This is a genomic window from Pseudomonas sp. Pseusp21 (assembly GCF_059492145.1).
This window is the reverse complement of record NZ_CP168520.1, coordinates 3,655,002-3,679,206: the sequence shown is the minus strand read 5'-3', so window position 1 is coordinate 3,679,206 and position 24,205 is coordinate 3,655,002. Positions and strand designations below refer to the sequence as shown.

The 24,205-nt window shown below is 62.2% G+C and carries 20 protein-coding genes; 11 read left to right on the top strand and 9 right to left on the bottom strand.

Annotated features, from left to right (window positions below):
* The first annotated feature begins 48 nt into the window (after positions 1 to 48).
* From ACEN93_RS16810 to ACEN93_RS16795, 4 genes are all read left to right on the top strand, one after another.
* Complete coding sequence (locus tag ACEN93_RS16810; RefSeq protein ID WP_239065528.1) at positions 49 to 1,248, top strand: Fic family protein; 1,200 nt, start codon at positions 49 to 51, stop codon at positions 1,246 to 1,248.
* 10 nt (positions 1,249 to 1,258) lie between these two features.
* Positions 1,259 to 2,185: a LysR family transcriptional regulator gene (locus ACEN93_RS16805; protein WP_495610288.1), complete on the top strand. Its 927-nt coding sequence runs from the start codon at positions 1,259 to 1,261 to the stop codon at positions 2,183 to 2,185.
* A 104-nt stretch (positions 2,186 to 2,289) separates the two neighbouring features.
* Positions 2,290 to 2,916, top strand: coding sequence for a glutathione S-transferase family protein (locus ACEN93_RS16800; RefSeq protein ID WP_039764994.1), 627 nt, complete (start codon positions 2,290 to 2,292; stop codon positions 2,914 to 2,916).
* 38 nt (positions 2,917 to 2,954) lie between these two features.
* Positions 2,955 to 4,985 (top strand): 2Fe-2S iron-sulfur cluster-binding protein, encoded by a 2,031-nt coding sequence (locus ACEN93_RS16795; RefSeq protein ID WP_495610287.1) that lies wholly within the window; start codon positions 2,955 to 2,957, stop codon positions 4,983 to 4,985.
* Positions 4,986 to 4,989: 4 nt separating this feature from the next.
* Here the strand turns inward: ACEN93_RS16795 and ACEN93_RS16790 are convergent, their stop codons facing one another.
* The 8 genes from ACEN93_RS16790 to ACEN93_RS16755 are packed head-to-tail and all read right to left on the bottom strand — an operon-like array spanning position 4,990 to position 13,975.
* On the bottom strand, positions 4,990 to 6,120 hold the full coding sequence (locus tag ACEN93_RS16790) for a glycosyltransferase family 4 protein (protein ID WP_064600616.1): 1,131 nt from the start codon (positions 6,118 to 6,120) through the stop codon (positions 4,990 to 4,992).
* On the bottom strand, positions 6,121 to 7,251 hold the full coding sequence (locus tag ACEN93_RS16785) for a glycosyltransferase family 4 protein (protein ID WP_039764999.1): 1,131 nt from the start codon (positions 7,249 to 7,251) through the stop codon (positions 6,121 to 6,123). It lies immediately after the preceding gene.
* Positions 7,235 to 8,602 carry a glycosyltransferase family 4 protein gene (locus ACEN93_RS16780; protein ID WP_085667310.1) on the bottom strand — a complete coding sequence of 456 codons (1,368 nt, stop codon included), beginning with the start codon at positions 8,600 to 8,602 and terminating at the stop codon, positions 7,235 to 7,237. The genes ACEN93_RS16785 and ACEN93_RS16780 overlap by 17 nt, the downstream gene beginning before the upstream one ends.
* On the bottom strand, positions 8,599 to 9,849 hold the full coding sequence (locus ACEN93_RS16775) for an ABC transporter ATP-binding protein (protein ID WP_163973769.1): 1,251 nt from the start codon (positions 9,847 to 9,849) through the stop codon (positions 8,599 to 8,601). The genes ACEN93_RS16780 and ACEN93_RS16775 overlap by 4 nt, the downstream gene beginning before the upstream one ends.
* Entirely contained in the window at positions 9,849 to 10,646 is a 798-nt protein-coding gene (locus ACEN93_RS16770; protein ID WP_210710298.1) for an ABC transporter permease, read from the bottom strand. Before ACEN93_RS16770 ends, ACEN93_RS16775 begins: the two co-directional genes overlap by 1 nt.
* On the bottom strand, positions 10,647 to 12,089 hold the full coding sequence (locus tag ACEN93_RS16765) for a mannose-1-phosphate guanylyltransferase/mannose-6-phosphate isomerase (RefSeq protein ID WP_039765006.1): 1,443 nt from the start codon (positions 12,087 to 12,089) through the stop codon (positions 10,647 to 10,649).
* A 3-nt stretch (positions 12,090 to 12,092) separates the two neighbouring features.
* Positions 12,093 to 13,064 carry a GDP-mannose 4,6-dehydratase gene (gene gmd / locus ACEN93_RS16760; RefSeq protein WP_039765008.1) on the bottom strand — a complete coding sequence of 324 codons (972 nt, stop codon included), beginning with the start codon at positions 13,062 to 13,064 and terminating at the stop codon, positions 12,093 to 12,095.
* Positions 13,061 to 13,975, bottom strand: a complete 915-nt coding sequence (locus tag ACEN93_RS16755; RefSeq protein ID WP_103385804.1) for a GDP-mannose 4,6-dehydratase — start codon at positions 13,973 to 13,975, stop codon at positions 13,061 to 13,063. The genes gmd and ACEN93_RS16755 overlap by 4 nt, the downstream gene beginning before the upstream one ends.
* Positions 13,976 to 14,401: 426 nt before the next feature.
* On the opposite strand from ACEN93_RS16755, the gene ACEN93_RS16750 reads away from it, so the two are divergent.
* Genes ACEN93_RS16750 through ACEN93_RS16720 form a run of 7 tightly spaced genes read left to right on the top strand, consistent with a single transcriptional unit; the run spans position 14,402 to position 23,458 of the window.
* Positions 14,402 to 15,949: a glycosyltransferase gene (locus ACEN93_RS16750; protein ID WP_495610286.1), complete on the top strand. Its 1,548-nt coding sequence runs from the start codon at positions 14,402 to 14,404 to the stop codon at positions 15,947 to 15,949.
* On the top strand, positions 15,943 to 17,247 hold the full coding sequence (locus ACEN93_RS16745; RefSeq protein WP_074689849.1) for a glycosyltransferase: 1,305 nt from the start codon (positions 15,943 to 15,945) through the stop codon (positions 17,245 to 17,247). Before ACEN93_RS16750 ends, ACEN93_RS16745 begins: the two co-directional genes overlap by 7 nt.
* Positions 17,244 to 18,128 (top strand): class I SAM-dependent methyltransferase, encoded by an 885-nt coding sequence (locus ACEN93_RS16740; protein WP_074689851.1) that lies wholly within the window; start codon positions 17,244 to 17,246, stop codon positions 18,126 to 18,128. The genes ACEN93_RS16745 and ACEN93_RS16740 overlap by 4 nt, the downstream gene beginning before the upstream one ends.
* Positions 18,125 to 19,279: an acyltransferase family protein gene (locus ACEN93_RS16735; protein WP_495610285.1), complete on the top strand. Its 1,155-nt coding sequence runs from the start codon at positions 18,125 to 18,127 to the stop codon at positions 19,277 to 19,279. Before ACEN93_RS16740 ends, ACEN93_RS16735 begins: the two co-directional genes overlap by 4 nt.
* Complete coding sequence (locus ACEN93_RS16730) at positions 19,273 to 20,091, top strand: class I SAM-dependent methyltransferase (protein WP_039765018.1); 819 nt, start codon at positions 19,273 to 19,275, stop codon at positions 20,089 to 20,091. The genes ACEN93_RS16735 and ACEN93_RS16730 overlap by 7 nt, the downstream gene beginning before the upstream one ends.
* Positions 20,092 to 20,139: 48 nt before the next feature.
* A complete protein-coding gene (locus ACEN93_RS16725) occupies positions 20,140 to 21,333 on the top strand; it encodes a DUF3142 domain-containing protein (RefSeq protein WP_210710294.1) in 1,194 nt (397 codons plus the stop codon).
* The gene (locus tag ACEN93_RS16720; protein WP_495610284.1) at positions 21,320 to 23,458 is read left to right on the top strand and encodes a hypothetical protein; all 2,139 of its coding nucleotides are present in this window, start codon (positions 21,320 to 21,322) and stop codon (positions 23,456 to 23,458) included. The genes ACEN93_RS16725 and ACEN93_RS16720 overlap by 14 nt, the downstream gene beginning before the upstream one ends.
* Here the strand turns inward: ACEN93_RS16720 and ACEN93_RS16715 are convergent.
* On the bottom strand, positions 23,455 to 24,084 hold the full coding sequence (locus ACEN93_RS16715) for a LysE family translocator (RefSeq protein WP_039765022.1): 630 nt from the start codon (positions 24,082 to 24,084) through the stop codon (positions 23,455 to 23,457). The two genes, ACEN93_RS16720 and ACEN93_RS16715, sit on opposite strands and share 4 nt — an antisense overlap.
* Positions 24,085 to 24,205: the final 121 nt, after the last annotated feature.

The following is a 24,205-nucleotide window of genomic DNA, read 5'->3' as shown; positions in this document are numbered from 1 at the left end:
TGAGCGTAATCTTGAATTCGCAAAAAAATCCGCGATTCTGGAGGTTTGATGAGTGCTGAATCTGTCTTGGGAAACCATTGGCTCGAGCCGCTCATGCCTGTATTTCCCAGCGAAATATTGCAACTGGCCGAGCAAGTGCCCTTTCAGGCGGGAAAACTCAGCGCCATGGTTTCTCCCCCCATGCTGCAACGCGTCGGCGGCCTACTGCGTGTCACCAGCAGTTTTTACAGCAACCTGATAGAAGGCCAGTTCACGGAGCCAGTGACGCTTGCCCCGACAGCTCCAAAACGTCACCGCAAAGAGCTCACAGAGCTGGCTATGACGCACATCGGCACACAGCAGGCATTTGAACGAGCACTGACTATGCATAAGGACCTGTCATGGGAAACCCTGTTCAGTCCGGCATTCGTTACGCGCCTGCACAAGCGTCTTTTTCTCGGTGCTTGCGACGAGCAACTGAGCCTGAGTGACGGGAGTCAACTGGTGCCTGGTCAACTGCGGGATGTGGCGAGTCAGGAAGTGCTTGTCGGCAATCACGCGGCCCCCTCCTGCCAATCTGTATCGCCCATGCTTAACCGGATGCAGCAGGTATACGGTCGTTTGCCGGACGCTCGGAGTCGACTGCTTGCCGTCATGGCTTATCACCATCGATTGGCCTGGGTGCATCCTTTCGTTGACGGAAATGGACGAACAGTCAGGCTGGTGACGCATCTCCAGTTGCAGAAACTTGGGCTGGTTTCGCCGCTCTGGTCCTTATCCCGCGGGCTTGCTCGACAGCAGGCGTCCTATTACGCCCGGCTGGCCAACGCCGACAAGCCGCGTCGTGGGGATCTGGATGGTCGTGGTCAACTGACGCAGGCCGGTTTGTTCGAATTTGTCGGTTTCATGCTGGAAACCTGTCTCGACCAGATGCGTTATACAGAGCAGGCGTTGAACATCTCCAATATGCGCGAAAGGTTGCATACCATTTTTGCTTGGGACGAGCGGATCAAGCGAGAGGGAATCAAGCTGGAAACAGCCCGTGCTTTGCATGTTCTGCTGACGCAGGGCACGTTGAGCCGCGCGGATTTCAAAATCTTCACGGGATTGTCCGATCGGGTGGCAACGGATCAATTGAGAAGTCTCGTACAACTGGGTCTGGTTCAGAGTGCGACACCCAAGGCACGTGATCTCTATCCGGGTTTGCCGATCTGGTTTGCTCAACTGTTATTCCCTGACTTGCATCAGCGGATGAACGCCGCGGTTTAGGAGTTGAAAAGTGGATCGCTTTCAGGAAATGCAGGTTTTCGCCATCGTCGCCCAGGAGCAGGGCTTTTCTGCTGCGGCGCGGCGTCTGGGTCTGTCGGCGGCGAGCGTGACCAGGGCGGTGGCGGCGCTGGAGCAGCGGATCGGCACGCAGTTGCTGATCCGGACCACCCGCAGCGTGCATTTGAGCGAAGCGGGTCTGCGTTATCTGGAAGACTGTCGGCGGATTCTCGCCGAGGTGCAGGAAGCGGAGGATTCCGCTGCCGGCAGTCATACCCAGCCGCGTGGGCAGTTGACGGTGACGGCGCCTGTTTTATTCGGCGAGCTGTTTGTCACGCCGGTGATGGCGCGTTATCTGACGCAATACCCGGACGTTTCCATCAACGCCCTGTTGCTCGACCGGGTAGTAAGCATGGTCGAGGAGGGCATTGACGTCGCGGTGCGTATCGGCGAGTTGCCGGACAGCAATCAGCATGCGATCCGGGTCGGTGAGGTACGGCGGGTGATTTGCGGCTCGCCGGAATACTTCGCGGTCCATGGTCGGCCTGCCCATCCACAGGCATTGGCTGGTGCGCCGGTGGTGGCGACATCGGCTATCGGTCAACAGCGCAGTTGGCCATTCATGGAACACGGTGAACTCATCGGCGTAAAACCGGAACCGCGTCTGGTGGTCACCGCCAATCAGGCTGCGATCACGGCGGCGTCGCTGGGCCTGGGACTGACCCGGGTGCTGTCTTATCAGGTGGCCAGCAAGGTCGCCTCCGGCGAACTGGAAATCGTCCTCGCCGAGTTCGAACTGCCTGCGTTGCCGATCCATGTGGTGTATCAGGGCGGACGCAAGGCGCCGGCGCGGGTGCGCAGTTTTGTCGATTTCATGGTGAACGCATTGCGTGAGCATCCGGCGCTGAAAAACGCCGCGTTATTTCATCCAGAGAAATAATGGATTGCGTTTGCTGGTGATTCTGTTGTTTTCACGATAGGTGGAAGATGGCTCCCACGGCCGCCGTCCACCCTGAACGGCGCCATCATCCAGCGGAGTCGACCATGCAAGCGATCAAACTCTACAACTTCCCGCGTTCCGGCCACGCCCATCGCGTCGAACTGATGTTGTCACTGTTGCAACTGCCGACCGAACTGATCTTCGTCGATCTGGCCAAGGGCGAACATAAACAGGCGCCATACCTGGCTATCAACAGCTTTGGTCAGGTTCCGGCCATTGATGACAATGGCGTGGTACTGGCCGACTCCAACGCGATTCTCGTCTACCTGGCACAGAAATACGGCAACGGCCGCTGGCTGCCGAGCGATCCGGTCGGCGCCGCGCATGTGCAGCGCTGGTTGTCCGCTGCCGCCGGGCCGATTGCTTTCGGCCCTGCGGCCGCCCGCCTGATCACGGTGTTCGGGGCGAAGTTCAACGCCGAGGAAGTCATCACCCGTGCGCACAACTTTCTCAAGGTGATGGACCTGGAACTGGGCAAAACCCCGTATTTGGCGGGTACTGAGCCGACCATCGCTGACGTGGCGGCCTACAGCTACATTGCCCACGCACCGGAAGGCAATGTGTCGCTGGACGACTACGCTAACGTTCGCGCCTGGCTTTCGCGCATCGAGGCGCTGCCCGGTTTTGTCGGCATGCCGCGCACCATTGCCGGCCTGCAAACCACCGTCTGACATTCAATCTGCGCCGACGGCGCAGGGGAGAGACCGTGATGGAACGTTCACCGTGGCACGCTGGCGAGCAACAGTTACAGGCCCATGTCGGCGTTGCCGAGCGCATGGCGGAATTCGGGCGTAAGGTGATTCGCACCTGGATGCCGGATCAACACCGCCAGTTCTATGAGCAATTGCCTTTCATGCTGTACGGCGCGGTGGATGCCGAAGGTCGACCCTGGGCCAGTGTGCTGGAGGGGGAGCCGGGCTTTGCTCACTCTCCCGAGCCGACGCAACTGCAGTTCGCCAGTCTGCCGGCTGCCGATGACCCGGCGCAGTTACAAGCCGGCGCCGCCATTGGTCTGCTTGGTATCGAACTGCACACCCGCCGGCGCAATCGGCTCAATGGCCACATCGATAATCTTGACGCGAACGGGTTCGGTCTGACGGTGGATCAATCGTTCGGCAACTGCCCGCAATACATTCAATTGCGTCAGTTTCAGCGGGTGCCGCTGACCGATCCGCAGACCCGCAAAGCCGAACACCGTGACAGCCTCGATGACGCCGCCATTGCGCTGATCGAAAGCGCCGACACTTTCTTTGTCGCCAGTTACGTTGATGTCGACGGCGAGCGTTCGGTGGATGTTTCCCACCGCGGCGGTCAGCCCGGTTTTGTGCGGATCGAGGGTAATCGCCTGACGATCCCTGATTTTGCCGGCAACCTGCACTTCAACACGCTGGGCAATCTGCTGCTCAATCCCTTGGCCGGCTTGCTGTTCATCGACTTTTCCACAGGCGATGTGTTGCAGCTCAGCGGTCGCACCGAGATCATTCTCGAGGCGCCACAGATCGAGGCCTTCCAGGGCGCCGAACGCCTGTGGACTTTCGAGGTGGAAAAACTGGTTCGGCGTCCGGCAGCGCTGGCTCTTCGCTGGCGCTTCGACGGGATGTCACCCACCAGCCTGCTGACCGGTAACTGGGCCCAGGCCGATGCACGGTTGCAGGCCAAGGCATTGGGAGACAGCTGGCGGCCATTGCGCGTGGCAAAAGTCGAAATGGAAAGCCGTCACATCCGCTCGATCTATCTGGAGCCGGACGATGGCGCAGGACTGCCGGTGTTTCTCGCCGGGCAGCATCTGCCGCTGCGGTTCACTCTCGATGGCGAGGTGCACATCCGTACCTACAGCCTGTCCGGCGCGCCGTCGGACGATTTTTTCCGGATCAGCGTCAAGCGCGAAGGACGGGTGTCGACGCACCTGCATGAGCAGATTCGCGTAGGCGATGTGCTGGAGGCGCGCTTGCCTCAAGGGCATTTCACGGTCGAGGCGCTGGAGCGCCGTCCACTGGTGTTGTTGGCGGCCGGAGTCGGCATCACGCCGTTGCTGTCGATGCTGCGTGAGGTGGTGTATCAAGGCCTGCGGACCCGGCGGATTCGCCCGACCCTGTTTGTTCAGAGTTCCCGCAGCCTCGCCGACCAGCCGTTCCGCGCAGAGGTGGATCGGTTGCTGGAGGAAGCCGGTGATGCCGTGAAGGTGTTGCGAGTGCTCAGCCAGCCGGAAGACGATCTGGTCGAAGGAAAAGACTTCGACCTGCGTGGCCGTATCGATGGCGATCTGTTGCGCAATCTGCTGACCGACGAGGACTTCGATCAGGTCGACTTCGTGCTCTGCGGTCCCGGCGGTTTTACCCAGGGTATTTACGACATCTTGCGCGAACTGGATGTGCGGGACGGACAGATCCATGCCGAAACCTTCGGCCCTTCGACCCTCAAGCGCCAAGCCGATCCGGACGCGATCGTGATGGAACAACCGCCGGCTGCGACCACGTCGGTGCCGGTGGTGTTCGAACGTTCAGCCAAGGAAGCGCGCTGGCAGCCCGATGGCGGCAGTCTGCTGGAGCTGGCGGAAAGTCGCGGCTTGCGTCCGGAATTCAGTTGTCGCGGGGGTTCGTGCGGCACCTGCAGGACGCGGCTGATCAGTGGCGCGGTGAATTATCCACAGCCTCCGGCAGAAGTGCCGGAGGAGGGGCAGGTGCTGATTTGCTGCGCGGTGCCGGCGCAGAGTGCCCAGCCGCTGGTGCTGGATCTGTAACGGATCAGGCGTAGGACAACGCCTTTTCTTCCAGCAGCTCCTGATACAGCTCGGTCCATTTGCGGCCCATTTCATCGGCTGTGAATAACTGCCGATAGCGGGCCTCAGCCTTGAGGCCCATTTCGGCGGCGCGGGCCGGGTTTTCCCACAGGGTGCGCATCGCTTCGCGAAATGCCGGTGGATGACTCGGTGGCACCACCAGTCCGGTTTCGTTGTGGATGTTGATGTAGCTGGTGCCGGTGCCGATCTCGCTGGAGATCATCGGTTTGCCGTACATCGCGCCTTCGAGCAGCGAAATGCCGAACGCTTCCGAGCGCAGGTGCGACGGGAACACGATGGCGTAGCTCAGTTGCAGCAGGGCGACCTTGTCTTCATCGCTCAGCCGTCCGAGGAAATGAATGTTGCGCAGACCCAGGGCCGCGGCCTGGGCGTGCAGTTCCTGCTCCAGCGGGCCGGCGCCGACGATCACTACCGGATAGTCCACGTCTTTCAAGGCTTCGAGCAGGATGTGCAGGCCTTTGTAATAGCGCATCACCCCGACGAACAGGAAAAACTTGTCCCCAAGCTGCTGACGCCAGCGGTTCATGCGCTCGACGTCAGGCTGTGGATAACCGGCCTTGTTCAAGCCATAGGGGATGACGCGAGTCTTGTCCTGGAATTGCTGCAACACATCACTGGTGTGCAGATAGTTTGGCGAAGCCGCGACAATCCGGTCGGCGCTGGCGAGAAAGCGGTTCATCAGCGGGCGATAGAGTTTGAGCAGGTGCTTCTGGCGAATGATGTCCGAGTGATAGGTCACCACCGTCGGTTTGTTCACGCCGCTGGCAAAATGCACGAGATCCATGAACGGCCACGGGAAGTGGTAGTTGATTACGTCGGCTTCGGCGGCCAGTTCACGAAACTGCTTGAACACGCTCCAGGAAAAACCCGTGGAGGCGAACTGGATATCCAGTTTGGCCCGATGCACTTCATGCTGGCCGAGACGCACCACCGCAGGTTCTGGATTGGCGCTGAGGGTCAGCACCTGGCCTTCGATGCCGTGTTGGGCGCCACTTTCGCAGAGTTGAAAGATCACTTGCTCGATACCGCCGACCGAGTCAGGCAGGTACGTCTTGAAGAAATGAAGAACTCGCATTCAACCTCCCATGGCCTGGTGGTAGGCGCCGGCCGTGGCCTGCGCGCAACGCTTCCAGGAAAAAAGCCGTGCCTGCTGCAATCCGGCTTCCCGGCATGCCTGCCAGTGCGCTTGATCATCGATCAGTCGGCTCATCGCATCACGCAAGCCGTCTGCATCGTCAGCTTCAATATAGTTGCCGGCGTCGCCCGCCACTTCCGGCATGGCCGAAGAGCGGGTGATTACCACTGGCGTGCCGCTGGCCATCGCTTCCAGCACCGGCAGGCCGAAACCTTCATACAGCGACGGAAAAATCAGCGCCCGGGCGCCGGCCAGCAATTGCGCGACTTGCTCATCGGGCAGGTAGCCGAGCAGGCACACGTGCCCGCTAGCCAGTGCCTGTCGCAATTCATCACTGAACTGGTCGCGCTGCCAGCCGGCCATGCCGACGATCAACAGCGGGAAACGCTGGCGCACCCGATCTGGCAACAGCGCGTGGGCGCGCAGGGCCAGATTCAGGTTCTTGCGCGGCTCCAGGGTGCCGACGCAGAGAAAGTACTCCCGGTACTCGACCGCATGGGCCTTGAGCACCGCATCGATGGCTTGTGGATCGCGCGGCCTGAAACGCTCGGCGACACCCAGCGGCGCGACCACGAAGCGCTCGGCAGGCAGTCCGAAATACTCCCGGGCCTCGTCAGCGATGGCTTGCGAGTCGGTCAGAATGATCCGCGCCTGGCGTACGCCTTCGGCGAGCCGGCGCTCGATTTCCCGCAGCCGCGCCGGTGGCTGGGTCTCGGGGAAATGCAGGTGCGTGAGATCGTGCAGGGTAATCACGGTCGGGCCATCGAAGGCCAGCGGCCACAGACTCGGTTCGTGGTACAGATCGACCGGTTGCGCCGGGCCCTGATCGAAGCGTTTCTGTTCAAGCCAGCGGCGCGCCTGATAGGCCCCGGGGATCTGCCGCAGCAGCGGCGTCAGGCGCGAATAACCGGGCATCGCCGCTTCCGGCAGTTGCGCACTCCAGCCCCAGCCATGGAACAGCGCCACCTCGATATCGGTTTCAGTGTGCAAGGCATTCACCAGTTCGGCCACGTAATGGCCGATGCCGGTGCGCGGTGCCTGGAGGATGCGGGCGTTAAGGGCTATGCGCATGTTGCCTCGCTGACACCTGAGGTGCCTCCAGCACATGGCGCGCGGTACGCTCGGCCAGTTGCGCGCTGGCTTCCCGCCAGCCGATCCAATGCCAGTCGCTGACATCGCGGGCGGCGGGGAATCGGCCGCTGCGCTCAAAGCTCTGCACCAGATCGGCGAGGCTTTGCGGCGACTGCAGGTCGAAATAGGCCATGAACTCACCGCCGATCTCGCGAAACACCGGGATGTCGCTGCCCATCGCCGGCAGCCCGCGCTGCATGGCTTCCACCAGCGGCAGGCCGAAACCTTCGACGAACGAGGGAAACACCAGCGCGCTGGCATGGGCGTAGGCATGTTCGAGGCTGGTGTCGCTCAAGTCGTTGAACATGAACAGGCGTCGGTTCAGCTCGGGATGATGGCGGATCCGGGCCAGCAGCGCGTCGCACTTCCAGCCAATGCGCCCGGCAATGCACAACCGGGCTTTCGAGCCGTTCGCCCAGGCATGGTCGAAGGCATCCAGCAGATAGTCGTGGTTCTTGCGCGGCTCGATGGTGCTGACCATCAGGAACACCGGCTCCGGTGTTGCGAACAGCTGTTGCAAACGTGGTTCGACGGCGGCTTCGACGCTCTGCAGATCCAGCTCCGAACCGAGGTGAAAGTAGTCGAACCAGCGTTTGCCGACTTGTGCCGACCCGAGGCGACGCTGCATTTCTGCACGCAACTGATCACGCACGGTGGCGGAAATGGCCATGAAGCCGTCGGCGTTGCGGGCGATCCAGTCGAACCACTCGCTGTACACCTCGACCAGCCGCGTGTCGTAAAACTGCGGGTGGGACAGGGGAATCAGGTCGTAGATCACCGCAACGATGCCCAGGCCTTCCTGTTTGAGGCGCTCGGCATGCAGGAAAAAGTCGGAATGCCAGGACGAATCCAGCAGCACCAGTTGATCGCCCGGCTGGTGTTGCAGCGGCTCGCAGCGTTGGGGCATTTGATAGCGATTGACTAGCCCGACCAGCCGCAGCGGTAGCCCGAATGCACCGAACGAGGTCAGGCGATAGCCGACGTACAACACGCGTCGTGCCAGTTTTGTGCGGCAACGAGTGTCCAGCCGTTGATGCAGCTGCCAGAAACGATGAGCCAGCCGTTCAAGACGTTCGCCAAACGTGACGATGGCATTGAACAGCGGCGAATCCAGCGGCGCCAGACGCTTCACTCGGTACAACTGGCCCTTGAGCAGAACCACCGGCACGCATTCGATCCCTTCGGCGCTCGGCGGCAGCTGTTTGATGACGTTGCGCACCACCCGCTGAATCCCCGAATTGACCTTCGGGTGTTTGAACACGTGGGTGCATTCAACCAGCAGGCGGGTCATGGCGCGCGCTCCGCGAGGCTGTCCGCGTGGCGGGTGATCGAGGTGCTGGCGCCCAGCCATGAACAGCCGACGAAATCTTCCTGGCGGTTGTTGATCACGTGGAACACCAGACCGTAGTCACGCCATTCGAAGTTGCGGTCCAGGTGCGAGTCCAGTCGCGACAGGCTCAGGGCCACGGAGTAATTGCCCTTGCCCAGGCCCATGACGAAGGCGAAGCGATAGATGATGCGTTCACCCGCACTCAGGTCTTCCAGCGCCTGGTTCTGACGGTGGGTGTTGATGCCGTACATGGCCTGGCCCAGGCGATCCTTGATCATGAAGCCGAGCACCAGCCGCTCGATGTCCTGGCGAATCTCCACCTCGACTTCCAGTGTCACCGGCTGACCGACTTCGGCGGCGTCGATGGAGCGTCCGCGTTCATCGAGCAGGCGCACGCTGAGGATCCCGGCCTCGCCGGTGCCCGACACAGTGCGTACCTGGCCGCCGTCGAGCAGTTCCTGGCGCACGGTCTGGCCTTCGCGTTCGGCGAGCAGGGCGTTGTAGTAATCCATGACCGCTTCGGGTTTGTCGTGCATCACCATGTGGCCGCCTTCGAGCAGGATCGCCGAGTCGCAGATCGACTGGATCGCGGAGCGGTCGTGGGACACGATCAACAGCGTGGTGCCGGCCTTGCGGAAGCTGCGGATGCGGTCGAAGCTCTTGTGTTGGAAGTAGGCATCGCCCACCGAAAGCGCTTCGTCGACGATCAAAATATCCGGGCGGCGCGCGGTGGCGACGCTGAAGGCCAGGCGCATCTGCATGCCGCTGGAGTAGGTGCGCACCGGGTGATCGATGGCCTCGCCGATTTCCGCGAAGCGTTCGATGTCCGGCATCAGGGCTTCGATGTCTTCGACCTGCATGCCCAGCAGTTGCCCGGCCATGATTGCGTTCTGTCGGCCGGTGAAGTCCGGGTGAAACCCCATGCCCAGTTCCAGCAGCGCCGCGACCCGGCCCACAAGCTGAATCTGGCCGCAGGTCGGTTGAGTGGTGCCGGTGATCATTTTCAGCAGGGTGCTTTTGCCGGCGCCGTTGACCCCGACAATCCCCACCGCTTCACCGGGAGCGATTTCAAAATTCACGTCCTGCAGCACCCAGTGCTGGCGATGGCGCATCGGCGAAAAAGGAATCAGCCATTCGGCCAGGCGACTCCAGCGGGTGGGGTACTGCTTGTAGGCCTTGCCCAGGCCTGTGACGCGTATGTGCCCCATCAGAGTTCATCCACCATTTCGCCGACCCGCCGACGAAACAGGCGCAGGCCGACCGCGCACAACAGCAGGCCGATCACGAAGATTGGCAGCAGCGAACTCCACACCGGCCACTGACCATAGAGAAACAGATTCTGGTAACTGCCGATCAGGTTGGTCAGCGGATTGAGCTGCAACAGGCGCTGCACCCACTCGGGCAGGATGCTCAGCGGGTACACGATCGGCGTCAGCCAGAACCAGAATTGCAGGCAGATGGCGAACAATTGCCCGACATCGCGAAAGAACACGTTGAGCACGCCGAGGATCATGCCCAGTCCGGCGCAGAACAGCACTTGCAGCGCCAGCAGCGGCACCAGTGCCAGCAGGGCTATGCCCGGCCAGCGCCCGCTGATCAGCAGAAACCCGAGGAACAGGCCGATGATGATCGCGAAGTTGATTCCTGCATTGAGCAGCACGATCACCGGCAGGCACAGGCGCGGGAAGCTGATTTTTTTCAGCAGGTTGGCGTTTTCCAGAAACATGTTCTGGCTGCGCAGGGTGATTTCCGAGAACAGGCCCCAGGTCAGCAGCCCGGCGCACAGGTAGACGCTGTAGGCCATGCCGTCGTCCACGCCGGGCAGGCGGGCGCGCATGATGTGGGAAAAGATCACCGTGTACACGATGATCATCGACAGCGGGTTGAGTACCGTCCACAGCGCGCCGAACAGCGAATTGCGATACCGCGCTTGAAACTCCCGCTTGACGCTACCGAGGATGAAACCCCGATAGTCGTGCAGCGAGCGGTACAGGGAAAGCAGCATTCACACCGTCCTGCCGTATTGGTCTTCGAAGCGGACGATGTCGTCCTCTCCCAGGTATTCACCGCTTTGTACTTCGATGATCACCAAGTCGATCACGCCGGGGTTTTCCAGACGGTGCTTGTGACCGGCGGCAATGAACGTCGATTCGTTCTTCGCCACCAGGGTCGTGCCGCTGCCGTTGTTGGTGACTTTGGCCATGCCTTCGACCACCACCCAGTGTTCATTGCGGTGATGGTGCATCTGCAACGACAGCTTGCCGCCGGGTTTGACCACGATGCGCTTGATCTTGAAGCGCGGGCCTTCTTCGAGCACGGTGTAAGTGCCCCACGGACGGCTGACCGTACGATGCAGGCGATAGGCTTCGTGGGATTTGTCCTTGAGCTGTTTGGCCACGCGTCGCACATCCTGGGCACGGTCGGCGTGGGCTACCAGCACGGCGTCGGCGGTGTCGATGATTATCAGGTCTTCCACACCGACGGCAGCCACCAGCCGGCCATCGCTTTGAACGAAGTTGTTGCGGCTGTCGATGAAGATCGCTTCGCCGCTGGCGCGGTTGTTATCCGCGTCCGCCGGCACCAGCGCGGCCACTGCACCCCATGATCCGATGTCGCTCCAGTCGAAACCCGCCGGCACCACCACAACCTTTTCCGAGCGCTCCATCAGTGCGTAGTCGATGGAGATGTCGGTGATCTCGGCGAACAGCTGGGGCGACAGTTCCTGTTGCAGGCAACCGGCGGTTTCCACCGGTTCGCTGGCGGCCATGCAGGCGCGGGCCTGTTCCAGCAGCTCGGGGGCGTGCAGCGCCAGCTCGGCGATCACCGTTGCGGTGGAGAAACAGAACATCCCCGAATTCCACAGAAAATTGCCGCTCTCCAGATAATGGGTGGCGGTCTGCAGGTCGGGTTTTTCCACGAATCGCTGGACCTTGGCCGCGCCCCGGTCGTTGAGCGGTGCGCCGGTCTCGATGTAACCGAAGCCGGTTTCCGGGGCGGTCGGCACCACGCCAAAGGTCACCAGATAACCGTCCTTCGCCAGATTGACCGCGTGCTCGACCGCGCTTTTGAGCGCCTCTTCATTGACGATCAAATGGTCGGCGGGCATCACCACCATGATTGCCGCATCACCGTGCAGGGCTTGCAGCGAGAGTGCCGCCGCCGCAATGGCCGGTGCGGTGTTGCGTCCGGTGGGCTCGAGCAGGAAGTGTCCGCGATGCCGGGACAGGCGCGCGGCCTGATAGTGATCCTTGCTCTGGAAGTAGTACTCGCGGTTGGTCACCGTGACAATGTCGCCCCAGCCGTCCAGCAGCGCGGCGGCGCGCCGGTAGGTCTTGCCCAGCAGGGACTGGCCGTCGGGCAGGGTCATGAACGGCTTCGGATGGCCTTCGCGGGAAACCGGCCACAAACGGGTGCCGGCACCGCCGGACAGAATCACGGGGATCAGCATGGCCTACTCCTTGGCGACGCGTTTCATGTCCGCATCCATCATCATGCGGATCAGGGTGTCGAGGTCGGTCCTGGGTTTCCAGCCGAGCACGCGCTGGGCCTTGGCCGGGTTGCCGAGCAGCACTTCGACTTCCGCCGGGCGGAAAAACGCCGGGTCGATCTTCACGTAATCCCGGTAGTTCAGGCCGACGTGATCGAAGGCGATGCGGCACATCTCGCGCACGGTGGTGGTGACGCCGGTGGCGACCACGAAATCGTCGGGCTTGTCCTGTTGCAGCATCAGCCACATGGCCTCGACGTAATCACCGGCAAAGCCCCAGTCGCGCTTGGCGTCGATGTTGCCCAGGGCCAGCTCCTGCTGTTTGCCCTGTTTGATCCGGGCGGCGGCGTCGGTGACCTTGCGGGTCACGAATTCGATGCCGCGCAGGGGCGATTCATGATTGAACAGAATGCCGCTGCTGGCGTGCAGGTTGAAGCTTTCGCGGTAGTTGACGGTGATCCAGTGGCCATAGAGTTTGGCCACGCCGTAAGGACTGCGCGGGTAGAACGGGGTGTTCTCGTCTTGCTGCTCGGCCTGGATCAGACCGAACATTTCGCTGGTGGACGCTTGATAGAAACGCGTGTGCGGGCTGAACTGACGGATCGCTTCGAGCAGGTGGGTCACGCCCAGGCCATCGACGATCCCGGTGGTCACCGGTTGGTCCCAGGAGGCAGCGACGAAGCTCTGGGCTGCCAGGTTATACACCTCGTCCGGTGCCGACTTGATCACCGCGCGCTGCACCGAGCAGGCATCGGCCATGTCGCCATCCAGGTAGACGATGTCCGCTTCGACGCCCATCTCCCGCAGGCGCCAGCGCGAGTCGCTGCTGCGCCGTGCGACAAGGCCGTGAACCTTGTAACCCTTGTCGAGCAGCAGCTTGGCCAGATACGCGCCGTCCTGGCCGGTGATCCCGGTGATCAATGCACTTTTTGTCATTCTTGTCGTACTCGCGTCTCCCAGTCGGACAGGATCGCCCGCAGGGATTGTTGTGTAGTGATTTGCGGCGTCCATCCTGTGGTCCGGGCCAGCCGTTGGTGGCTGCCGCAGACGCGACGCTGATCCGCGCGGCGCATGCGCGCCGGATCCTGAACCAGTTGCAGCTCGACCTCGGCCAGGTCGCCCATCTGTTCGATGAGGCTGCGGATGCTTTGCTCACGGCCTGAGCAAATGTTGTAGACCTGCCCCGGCGTGCCTTTCTCCAGCAGTGCGAAATAGGCCGAGACCACGTCGCCGACATCGAGGAAATCGCGGGTGACATCGATGTCGCCGACTTCCAGGCGCGGCGCTTGCAGTCCTTGCTTGATGCGGTTGATCTGCCGCGCGGCGCTGGCGATGACGAAGCTTTCCTTCTGCCCGGTACCGATGTGGTTGAACGGCCGCGCCACCAGCACCGGCCAGCCTTCGCTGAGGCCCCATTGCAGGCTGAGGAATTCGGCCGACAGCTTGCTGACCGCATAGGGATTGCGCGGGCAGGGTGGTTGTTGTTCGGTGATCGGCAGCGCGGGTTCTTCGACCTGGCCGTAGACATCGCCCGAGCTGACATACAGGAACGTGCCCTTGAAGCCACGGGCCTTGAGGGCCTGCAACAGGTTCAAGGTGCCGAGCAGGTTGATGTCGAAGGTGCGTGCCGGGTCGCGGAAGGCTTCGGGGACGAAGGTCTGGCCAGCCAGGTGAATGACCGCGTCGGGCAGCTGTGGCCAGAGATCGATGAGGCTGTCCGGTTTTGTCAGGTCGTAAGCCGAGGCGGCAGGCAGCAGCTGCCACGTCGCGTCTTCCCCTTGCAGACGTGACTGGATGTGTTGTCCTACGAACCCACTGAGGCCCGTGATGAACAGACTTTTTTTCAAACAGCGACCCCTTGGTCTTTAACTTTCACCTCTTCCCACAGGCTTTAAGGGAATGTCTGTCAGACCCCTGAAAAAACCGGGCAGAACGGCAGGTGAAGTCATTGTTGTAGTTGTTTGGCTGCCAATCTGTGCCAATTGCGCAGCAATTTCAACCGGCCAAACCGTGACCGGTCAGTTCTCGTCAGAGTAGTCGGGTTTTTCTCGCCGGGCGGTTCCCGAAGGCGCGACGGATGTGTTTAGAATGCCCCTCGTCGCGATCCCCGGCGGCTTTTCGCAAGGATCGTGCGACAGGGTAAAACCGACCATTAAAACAAGAACAGAGACGTGCCCGATGACGCAGGACGAACAGCGCTGATGCCGGTTCGATCCGACGCCCGGCCGTCATAGCGTGAAGCTGCCGGGATGGCGGTTGCACCGTGGGATGCCATGAATTTCATTCTCTACTCGGACGTCAACGACCGCTCCATCAGCCAGAGTCTGGGGCGTCCCGAATACAGCTACTACTTCGTGCTCAAGGCCTATCGCCCGGTGCTGGAAAGCCTGGGGCGGGTGCATGTGGTGTCTAACAGCGTCGAGGTTGATCCACTCTATCGGCAACTGCTCGCCGCCGGTGAAAGCAGCGTTTTCCTGTCCTTCACGCCGCCACAAAATACCCCGACCGACCTTGAATGCCCGACGATTTGCGTCATCGCATGGGAGTTCGATTCGATCCCCGATGAATCATGGGACGATGATCCGCGCCACGACTGGACGCAGATGCTCGCACGACAGGGACGGGTCATCACGCTGTCGAGCCACACTGCCCGGGCGATCCGCCGCGCCATGGGCGAGGACTTTCCGGTACTCGTGCTGCCGACGCCCTTGTGGGAAAACTTCGCCGCCATTCGTGAGCAACATGTCAGTGAGCCGATCAATCCCGGCGCGACCCTGGCTATCAAGGGCTGCATTTTCGACAGCCGCACGCTGGGACTGTCTGCCGACGATTTGCTGCCCAAACCGCTGACCGCCGAACAACTGGCTGAAATCGAGGCACTGCGCCCGCCACCGCTGACGTTCAAACGCCGCCTGGTCATTGCCCGTCATTATCTGCGTCTGTGGAGGCTGGGGGCGGGTGAAGAACGGGTGAAGTTCCTGCATCACTGGTACTGGGAAGGTGTGCAGGATCTGCTGTCGGATCGCACACACGCCTGGCTCGAGAAACGCCTGCCGGCCATTGCCGCTCCGCATGCGGTGGCCGTGGCCGAGCCACCGCCGCTGGATCTGCCGGACACGTCCTCGGTGGTCGAGACCACGGTGGAAGGCGTGATCTACGTGACGGTGTTCAACCCCAGGGACGGCCGCAAGAACTGGCATCATCTGGTTACCGCCTTCTGCTGGGCCTTTCGCGAAACGCCTGACGCGACACTGGTGCTGAAGATTACCCAGAACGATCTGGCGTCCTACTACAGCGAACTGATGACCCTGCTCGCACAACTGACACCGTTCGCCTGCCGGGTGCTGGTGATGCATGGTTATCTGGACGACGCGCAATACGCGCGGCTCTACCAGGCTGCGAGTTTCTACGTGAACGCCTCACGCTGCGAAGGCCTGTGCCTGCCATTGATGGAGTTCATGTCCAGCGGCAAACCGGTGATCGCCCCGGATCACACGGCCATGGAAGACTACATCGACGACACCGTGGCCTTCGTCGTCCGGTCCAGCGAAGAGCTGACGATCTGGCCCCAGGACACCCGCATCATTTACCGCACCCTGCGCTATCGGCCGGACTGGGCTTCGCTCAAAAGCGCCTATGAGAACAGCTACCGGATGGCCAAGGCGCAGCCGCAGGAATACGCGCGCATGTCTGCCGCCGCTGTCGAACGCATGCACGATTACTGCGCGTTTGCCCCGGTACAACGGCGCATGGCGGACTTTTTCGGCCTCGTGCCGCTGGCTGCCGATGCCGCCCCCGTGACGGACAACGCCTCATGCTGATCATCATTCATTCGGAAACCAACCAGCACACCATCGCGCAGAACCTGGGGCGTTCGGAGTACAGCTATTACTTCGTGCTCAAGGAGTATCGCCCGGTGCTCGAACGCCTTGGGCGTGTGGTGGAAGTCGTCGATCCGGCGCGCGAAGTCGATGCGTTGTATCTGGAATGCCTGTCCCGTGGCGAGCCCTGCGTGTTCCTGTCGTTCTCGCCGCCGCACCGCACGCCGATCCACCTGGCATGTCCGACGTTGCCGGTGTTCGCCTGGGAATTCAGCACCATCCCCAACGAACCCTTCGACAACGAGCCGCGCAATGACTGGCGCACGGTGCTCCGGGCCTGCGGCGCGGCGATCACCCATTCCACCTACACGGTCAACGCCGTGCGCGAGGCCATGGGCGCCGATTACCCGATTGTCGCGGTGCCGGCGCCGGTGTGGGATCGCTTCGCGGCCCGTGGCGCGCAGCTTCAGGGCCAGCCCTCGACAGGGCCGGTACGCCTGACGATCAAGGGGCTGGTGGCCGACAGTCGTCAGCTTGATCTCAATGCGTTTGGCCCGAAACACCTGCGCCGTGGCCAGGGTATCGATTTCCAGGCACCGGTGCGCGAGCAAGAGTTGCTACTGGAGGGGGTCGTCTATACCTCGGTATTCAATCCCGGTGACGGACGCAAGAACTGGGAAGACATGCTCAGCGCCTTCTGTGTGACGTTTCGCGATGTCGAAGACGCGACACTGGTGCTCAAGCTCACGCACCACGATGCCGAAGAGGCGCTCAGCGACATTCTTCATCATCTGTACAAGAACCAGTCCTACCGCTGTCGCATCGTGCTGATTTACGGCTACCTCGCGGATGCCGACTACGAGCGTCTCGTGCAGGCCACCCGGTACGTGGTCAACACGTCCTACGGCGAGGGCCAGTGTCTGCCACTGATGGAATTCATGTCCTGCGGCAAGCCGGCTGTGGCGCCGCGCACCACGGCGATGATCGATTACCTGAGCACCGATAACGCATTCGTGGTGGAGTCCACCGATGAACTCACCGCCTGGCCTCACGATCCGCGCAAGGCGTTCCGCACGTTGCGCTATATGACCAACTGGGCGTCGGTCTGTGTGGCCTATCGCGACAGCTATGAGGTGGCGAAGAACGATCCCGGGCGCTATGCACAGATGTCGGCGCAGGCCGTTGCCAGCCTGCAGGCGTTCTGCAGTCAGGCGGTGGCCGAGCAGCGGTTGCGCGATTTTCTCGTTCAGGTACACGAGCACCTTGGTGCCGCTGCAACGGAAGCCACGGGGACATGATCCGCGCATGGCTGAGGCGTTTGCGTCCGGTTGCGCACCCGGCGCCGGTATCCGTGCCTGAACCGGTTGCCGCGGGCGTGTCGCCCAGGGATGTGGGTCTGCATGACGCCATGCTCGACGGCTGGTTTCACGGCGACAGTGGTGAGTTGCTCAAGGGCTTTGTCATTGACGCGGACGACACCCTGCTCGACGTGGGGTGTGGCGAGGGTGTCGCGACATTGTTCGCCGTGCGCCAGGGCGCCTCGGTGATCTTCACCGACAGCGAACACGACAAGGTGCGCGACCTCGCCCGACAAGTCGAAGCGCAGAGCCGCAAGGCCAGTCTCGGTCTGGTCAGCAACAGCCTGCCATTGCCGCTGAGCGACGGCTGTGCGAGCAAGGTCGTGTGCATGGAAGTGCTGGAACACATCGATCATCCCGAGCCGTTCATGGCCGAGCTGGTACGCATGGGCCGTCCCGGTGCGCTGTACCTGCTCAGCGTGCCGGCACCAGTGGGCGAGCATTTGCAGCAGGGCATCGCCCCGGCGGGTTATTACCAGTCGCCCAATCATGTGCAGATCTTCACCCCGGAACGCTTCGCGGCATTGGTTGAGGATGCTGGTCTGGTGATTGAGCATCGTCAGGCCACGGGATTTTTCTGGGTCATGGGCATGATCTTTTTCTGGGCCAGCGAGCGGGCTGCTGGCCGTGACCTTGGCGGTGCCGTGCGCGACCGGATCCAGGCGCCGTATCCACCGTTGATGGAGAGCTGGGCCAGAACCTGGCAGGACTTGCTGGCGCAGCCAGACGGTTTGGCGATCAAGCAGATGCTCGACCGGTTCATGCCCAAGAGTCAGGTGATCATCGCCCGCAAACCGCTCGATGCAGGACCTGTGTCATGAGCGGCAAGCGGATCATGGACATCGAAGTCCTGCGCGCTGTCGCGGTACTCGGCGTGCTGTTTCATCACCTGCAGGGCAGCCTGTTCACCGACCCGGTGCCGCTGCTTGAAAGGGTTCATGCCTGGGCGCAGCCATGGTGGGGCGTTGACCTGTTTTTTGCGATCTCGGGGTTTGTCATTGCCCGCAGCCTGATCCCGGCGCTGAGCGGTTGCAGCAATCGCCAGGAATACTGGGAGCAGACGCGCAATTTCTGGCTGCGTCGGGCGTTTCGTCTGTTGCCCTCGGCCTGGCTGTGGCTGGCGTTGATGCTGCTGGCGTGCGTGTTTCTGAATCGATCAGGCGCGTTCGGGACGTGGTCCGCCAACGTCCAGGCCACGTTGGCCGGGGTGCTGCAGTACGCCAACTTCCGCTTTGCCGATGCGTTCTTTCATTACGAATACGGCAGCAGTTTCGTCTACTGGAGCCTGGCGCTGGAGGAGCAGTTCTACCTGTTGTTCCCGCTTGTGATCATGCTGTGCCGCAAGTATCTGGTGTGGGCATTGCTGGCGCTGGTGGCGGTGCAATTGTTCACGGTGCGCACGCCGCTGTTGATGGTGATTCGTACCGATGCGCTGGCGCTGGGTGTGCTGTTGGCCATGTGGAGCGTGCAGCCGGGTTATCGCCGTTGGGAGCCGGTATTCCTGCGGCGGCCATGGGCCGGAGTGTTCGCGCTGATCGGCCTCGGAGCGCTGCTGAGCTTCATGGCCACCGACCGTTTCACCTTCGCCGGTTACCGCATCGGGTCTATCGCCGTGCTCAGCGCCGTGCTGGTGTGGATCGCTTCATACGACCGCAATTACCTGCTGCCGGCCGGTGGCCTGCAACGACTGATGGCATGGATCGGCAGCCGCTCCTACGGCATTTACCTGATCCACATCCCGGCCTATCAACTGGTGCGGGAACTGATTTTCCGTTTGCAGGGTGCCGGCCTGCCGAGCCCGGCCGGGCATCCGATCATGACGCTGCTGATTGCCGGTGGCCTGATCGTGCTGCTCAGCGAACTCAATTACCGCTTGATCGAAATGCCCATGCGCAATCGAGGCGCCACGCTGGTGAAACGCCTCGGCACCTCGCGAACCGTTGTCTCGCCCCCTGGAGCCACCTCATGCTGAGCCTTTTGAAAAAACTCACGGCGGCTCCGGCCCCCGCACACGCTGTCGCACCGGTCGCCGACAAGGTCGACCCTTACATGCTCGGCCTGCACGACGCGATGCTCAGCGGCTGGTTCAACCAGGAAACCGGCGAGCTGTTCAAAGGCTTCCCGGTGACCGCCGACGACACCTTGCTGGACGTTGGCTGCGGCGACGGTGGCAACGTGCATTTCTGCGGCATGCGCGGGGCGAAGATCATCATTGCCGACATCGACGGCGCCAAGGTCGAAGCGACTCGCCAGCGCCTGAGCGATACGCCGGCGCGTGGCGTCGAATGCCATGTGACCGACTGCAATCCGCTGCCGATCGCCGATGGCACCGCCACTCGCGTGGTGTCCACTGAAGTCATCGAACACGTCGACGACCCGGCGCAGTTCCTTGCCGAACTGGTGCGCGTCGGCCAGTCGGGCGCGCTGTATCTGCTGACCGTGCCGCACCCCAGCTCCGAAGACCTGCAAAAAGACATCGCCGCGCCGGAGTATTTCCAGAAGCCCAACCACATTCGCATCATCAGCGAAGAGCAGTTCAAGGCGATGGTCAGCGAGGCGGGACTCGAGATCATCAGCCATAGCCAGTACGGCTTTTACTGGTCGATGTGGATGATGCTGTTCTGGGAAGCGAAGGTCGAATTCAGCAACCCGGATCATCCGCTGCTCAACCATTGGGCCGAGACCTGGCAAGCGGTGCTCGACTCGCCGCGCGGCGCGCAGATCAAGCAGGCGCTGGATGCGGTGGTGGCGAAAAGTCAGGTCATCATTGCCCGCAAGCCCTGAACGCTTTTGTGTAACCTTGCAGCCTGATGTCTCAGGGATCTGCAAGGTATGCGCTTTATCATCGGGTGGTCCGCCCTGGTGGCTGTGTTGTTGCTGTGTGCTTGTGAGCGACAGGACGCAGTGCCACTCGATCAGCAACTTTACGTCTGGCAACGGCAATGGACGCCGGCCCATGAGCTTGCCCTGAATGACAGTCGCAACGACTTTTCGACGTTGCGGGTCTTGGCGTTGCAGGCGTTCCCGAATGCCGGATGGAGTCGGGCACGCGTCGATTCTGCGTTGCTGAGACGCGATGCCCGGCCGTTGATCGCGGTGATTCGCCTCGACGGCCAGCTCAAGGCGCTCGATTCGCAAGCGGTTACGGCGCAAATCCTTCAAGTGCTCGCTGACTGGCAAGTTCAGGGGCTTACCTTGGCCGGGGTCGAGATCGACCATGATGCCGGCAGTGCCCGACTGTCGGCCTATACCGAATTCCTCACACACTTGCGCGGCGCATTGCCGGCCAGCCTGCCACTGAGCATCACCGCGCTGCCTGCCTGGCTCGACAGCCCGCAATTGCCCGCGCTGCTGGCGACCGTCGACAGCAGTGTGTTGCAGGTGCATGCCGTCAGCGATCCGCGTCGCGGTCTGTTCGACTCCGAACAGGCGCAGCGCTGGGCCAAGGCCTGGGGGCGAGTGACCGACAAACCGTTTTATCTGGCGCTGCCGGCCTATGGTGTAGCGCTGTTGCCGGATGTCGATGGCGCTCCGGTGGTGGAAAGCGAAGTACCGCTCGAGCGCGGTGGTCAGCGGCGCGAATTGCTCGCCGATCCGCAACAACTGGGCCGACTCGCCAATGAATTGCGCGAGGATCGCCCGGCGCATCTGGCCGGCCTGATCTGGTTTCGTCTGCCGTTGGCCAACGACCGCAGAGCCTGGAGCCTGAGCACGCTGCGCGCGGTCGCCCGAGGCGATGCGTTGAGCAGCCAGCTCGGCGTGGTGTTTACCGAACAGAATGGCCTGCAAGACATTGCCCTGCGTAACGTCGGTAACCTCGACAGCGCCTGGCCCGCCCGCATCACCATCCAGGCCCGGGGCTGCGAAGGCGCTGACGCGCTCGCCGGTTATTCGTTGCAACAAGACCCGGATCTGCTTACCTTCACCCGCCTGCGCGACGGCCGATTGCCGGCGGGAGGGCAGCGCGCGATCGGTTGGGCACGCTGCGCAAATATTGATCAAGGAGGTTCGCATGTTGACCCGTAACTGGCCCCGCCATCTGCTTTGCCTGAGCCTCAGCCTGCCGCTGGGCTCGGCGCTGGCCTGTGGCCCGGACTTCCCGATGCGTCTGCTCGACGATCGCGGGCAATCGCTGGCGGAGCTGCCGGAGGGCAACTTCAGGTTCGAGATCAGTCGCCTCGGCAAAACCATCGCCGGGCTGAAGAACGTCACCGCCGCCACCCACAATCCGGATGACATCTACGCCGAGGCGCCAGAACCCGCCGAGGTGCGCGACAAGGCCGAGCAGATCGGCCTGACGCCTGAACAGCAAGCGCTGGTCAAACAGCTGCGCAGCCTGACCGACGCGCGTCAGGTCGACGCGCAGGGTGCGAGCCTGCCGGCGGAACTGCGTCTGTATGTGGCGGGCGCGGTGGCGTTCGGCGCCGGTGACCATCAACTGGCGGTCGAGTATTTCCGTCAGTTGCTGGCGCTGCCGGCCGATCAGCGTGCGTTGCGCAGCACCTGGGCCGCGTATTCGCTGGGCCGGGCGTTCTTTGCCATGAGCAGCGAAGCGGGCGATGCGCTCGAAGCCTTGGAAAACGCCATCGACGCCTTCCGCCAGACGCGGCAATTGAGCATCGACGGTTTCAGCGATCCGCTGGAACTGGGCGTGGCCAGCCTCGGCGAAGAGGCGCGGGCGTTGCGCATGGCGGGTGACTGGAACAGCGCGATCAAGCTGTATGCCGCGCAGAACCTGCACGGCTCGGACGTCGGTTACACCTCGCTGAAGCAGTTGATGAACGAACTGGCCGAGGAGCCCGAAGATCGGCTGGCGAAATTGCTGCGCCGCGAAGCGGTGCAGCAACTGGTGACCGCCTCGCTGATCAGCCGGATCGGCTGGTCGTTCGGCGATGAGCCACCGAACGAGAAGAAGCTGGTCAAAGCGCTGCAAGCGAGCACGCGCGGCAGCCTCGACAACGCTGATCGCCTGGCGGCGATGAATTATCAGCAAGGCGATTACGCCAGCGCCAAGGCGTTCCTCGAACACGCGGGCGACAGCGGTCTGGCGTGGTGGCTGCGGGCAAAACTGGCGGTGCGCGATAGCGATCGGAACGCAGCGGCTGCGGCCTACGCGAAGGCTGCGCAAGCGTTCCCGCAGGACGAATCCTGGGGCGAGCGGCGTACCGCCGACTGGAATCTCGAAACCGTGCAGCCCAAATGCCGGGTCGAAGGTGAAAGCGCAATTCTTGCGCTGCAACGTGGCGAGTACCTGCAGGCCTTCGACCAGTTGTATCGCAGCCAGCATATTTACTGGTTCGACGCCGCGACCGTGGCCGAGCGAGTGCTGACGGTCGAGGAGCTGAAAAACTATGTCGATACCAACGTGCCGGCACCGCCCGCGCTGAGCCAGCAGGATCGCGACAATTACGTGCCGCTGCCGGTGGCCGCCAGCCTGCGCAATCTGCTGGGGCGGCGCTTGTTGCGTGAGGGGCACTACGCAGAAGCGGTCGGTTATTTCGACAATGCCGATCTGCAGAACAAGGCCCGGCTCTATGGCGAGCAACGCCTGAAGGCCGACTCAGCGTGGTGGCCGACCCAACGTGCCAGCGCACTGTTCAATGCTGCGTGGACAGCCCGTGAGTGGGGCATGGACATCCTGGGCTACGAAATGGCCCCGGATTACGCGACCTTCGGCGGCAACTACAGCCTGGAAAACACCGAGCTGAAAGTCGGGCCGCTGGTCAGCGAGGCCGAAGTGCGACGTCAGAAGGCCAGTGAAGCGCAACCGGATGAGCGTTATCACTATCGTTTTGTCGCCACGGCGCTGGCCAGCCGTGCGGCGGATAATCTGCCGCACACCAGTCAGGCGTTCGCCGCTGTGTTGTGCTCGGCGGCGGGCTGGAACAGCAGCCTGGAAGAGCAGAGTGCGTTGTACAAACGCTATGTCGATGAAGGGCCGTACGTCCCGTGGGCCGTGGATTTCGGCCATCAATGCCCTTATCCGGATTTTGAAAACGCTGACAAGCGCTACGTCACTCAGGTGACCGATTCGGTGCGTTCGACACTGCGGCCGTACAAGTGGCCGGTGCAGATCGGAGCGATCGTGGCCTTCAGCGCTGTGGCGTTGCTGCTGATCACCCGCCGCCAGCGCAAGGCCCGCAAAGCCTAAGCCTGCTGGACGAACGTCAGGCGCACGGCAAAGCCGATCAACAGGCTGCCGAACAGCCACTGTTGCACTCGCTGGGCCGTCGGGCTGTGTTTCAGCCAGCGGCCCAGCGCGGCGCCGGTCAGGGCGTAGGCGCTGTCGAACAGCAGACCTGTGCCCACCAGCATCGCACCGAGCACGGCGAACTGGGTCAGCACCGCTGCGCCATTTGCCACGATGAACTGCGGCAGCAGCACCGAGCAGAACAGTAACGCTTTCGGGTTGAGCAGGTTGGTCAGCAGGCCGCGGCGGATGGCCGCGTACCACTGCGCATGACTGTCCGTCACGGTGCCGGCGTCCAGATCCGGCAACAGCGTGGTGCGCAGGCATTGAATGCCGATCCACAGCAAATACGCCGCCCCGGCGATCCGCACAGCATCGAAGGTCCACGGCGCCGCCTTGAACAGCGCCGCCAGCCCCAGCGCCGCGAGCGCTACATGACAGCCTCGGGCGATGGCCAGACCCACCGCCGTGGCCAGCGCTGCGCCGCGTCCCTGACGGGCACCGGTCTGCAACAGCAGGATCATGTCCGGGCCGGGCAACAGAAAGACCACTGCCAGCGCCAGGAAAAACAGCCAGAGACTTGCCATATCGCACCCCTTTCGTTGTCGATTCGGTAGCCTCAGTCTAGGGCCGAAGGGCAGGGCAGGTGGTTGCGTAGTCAGCTTCTAAAGGCCTCTGGATTGGCATAATCTGCGCTCTTTCACCGCG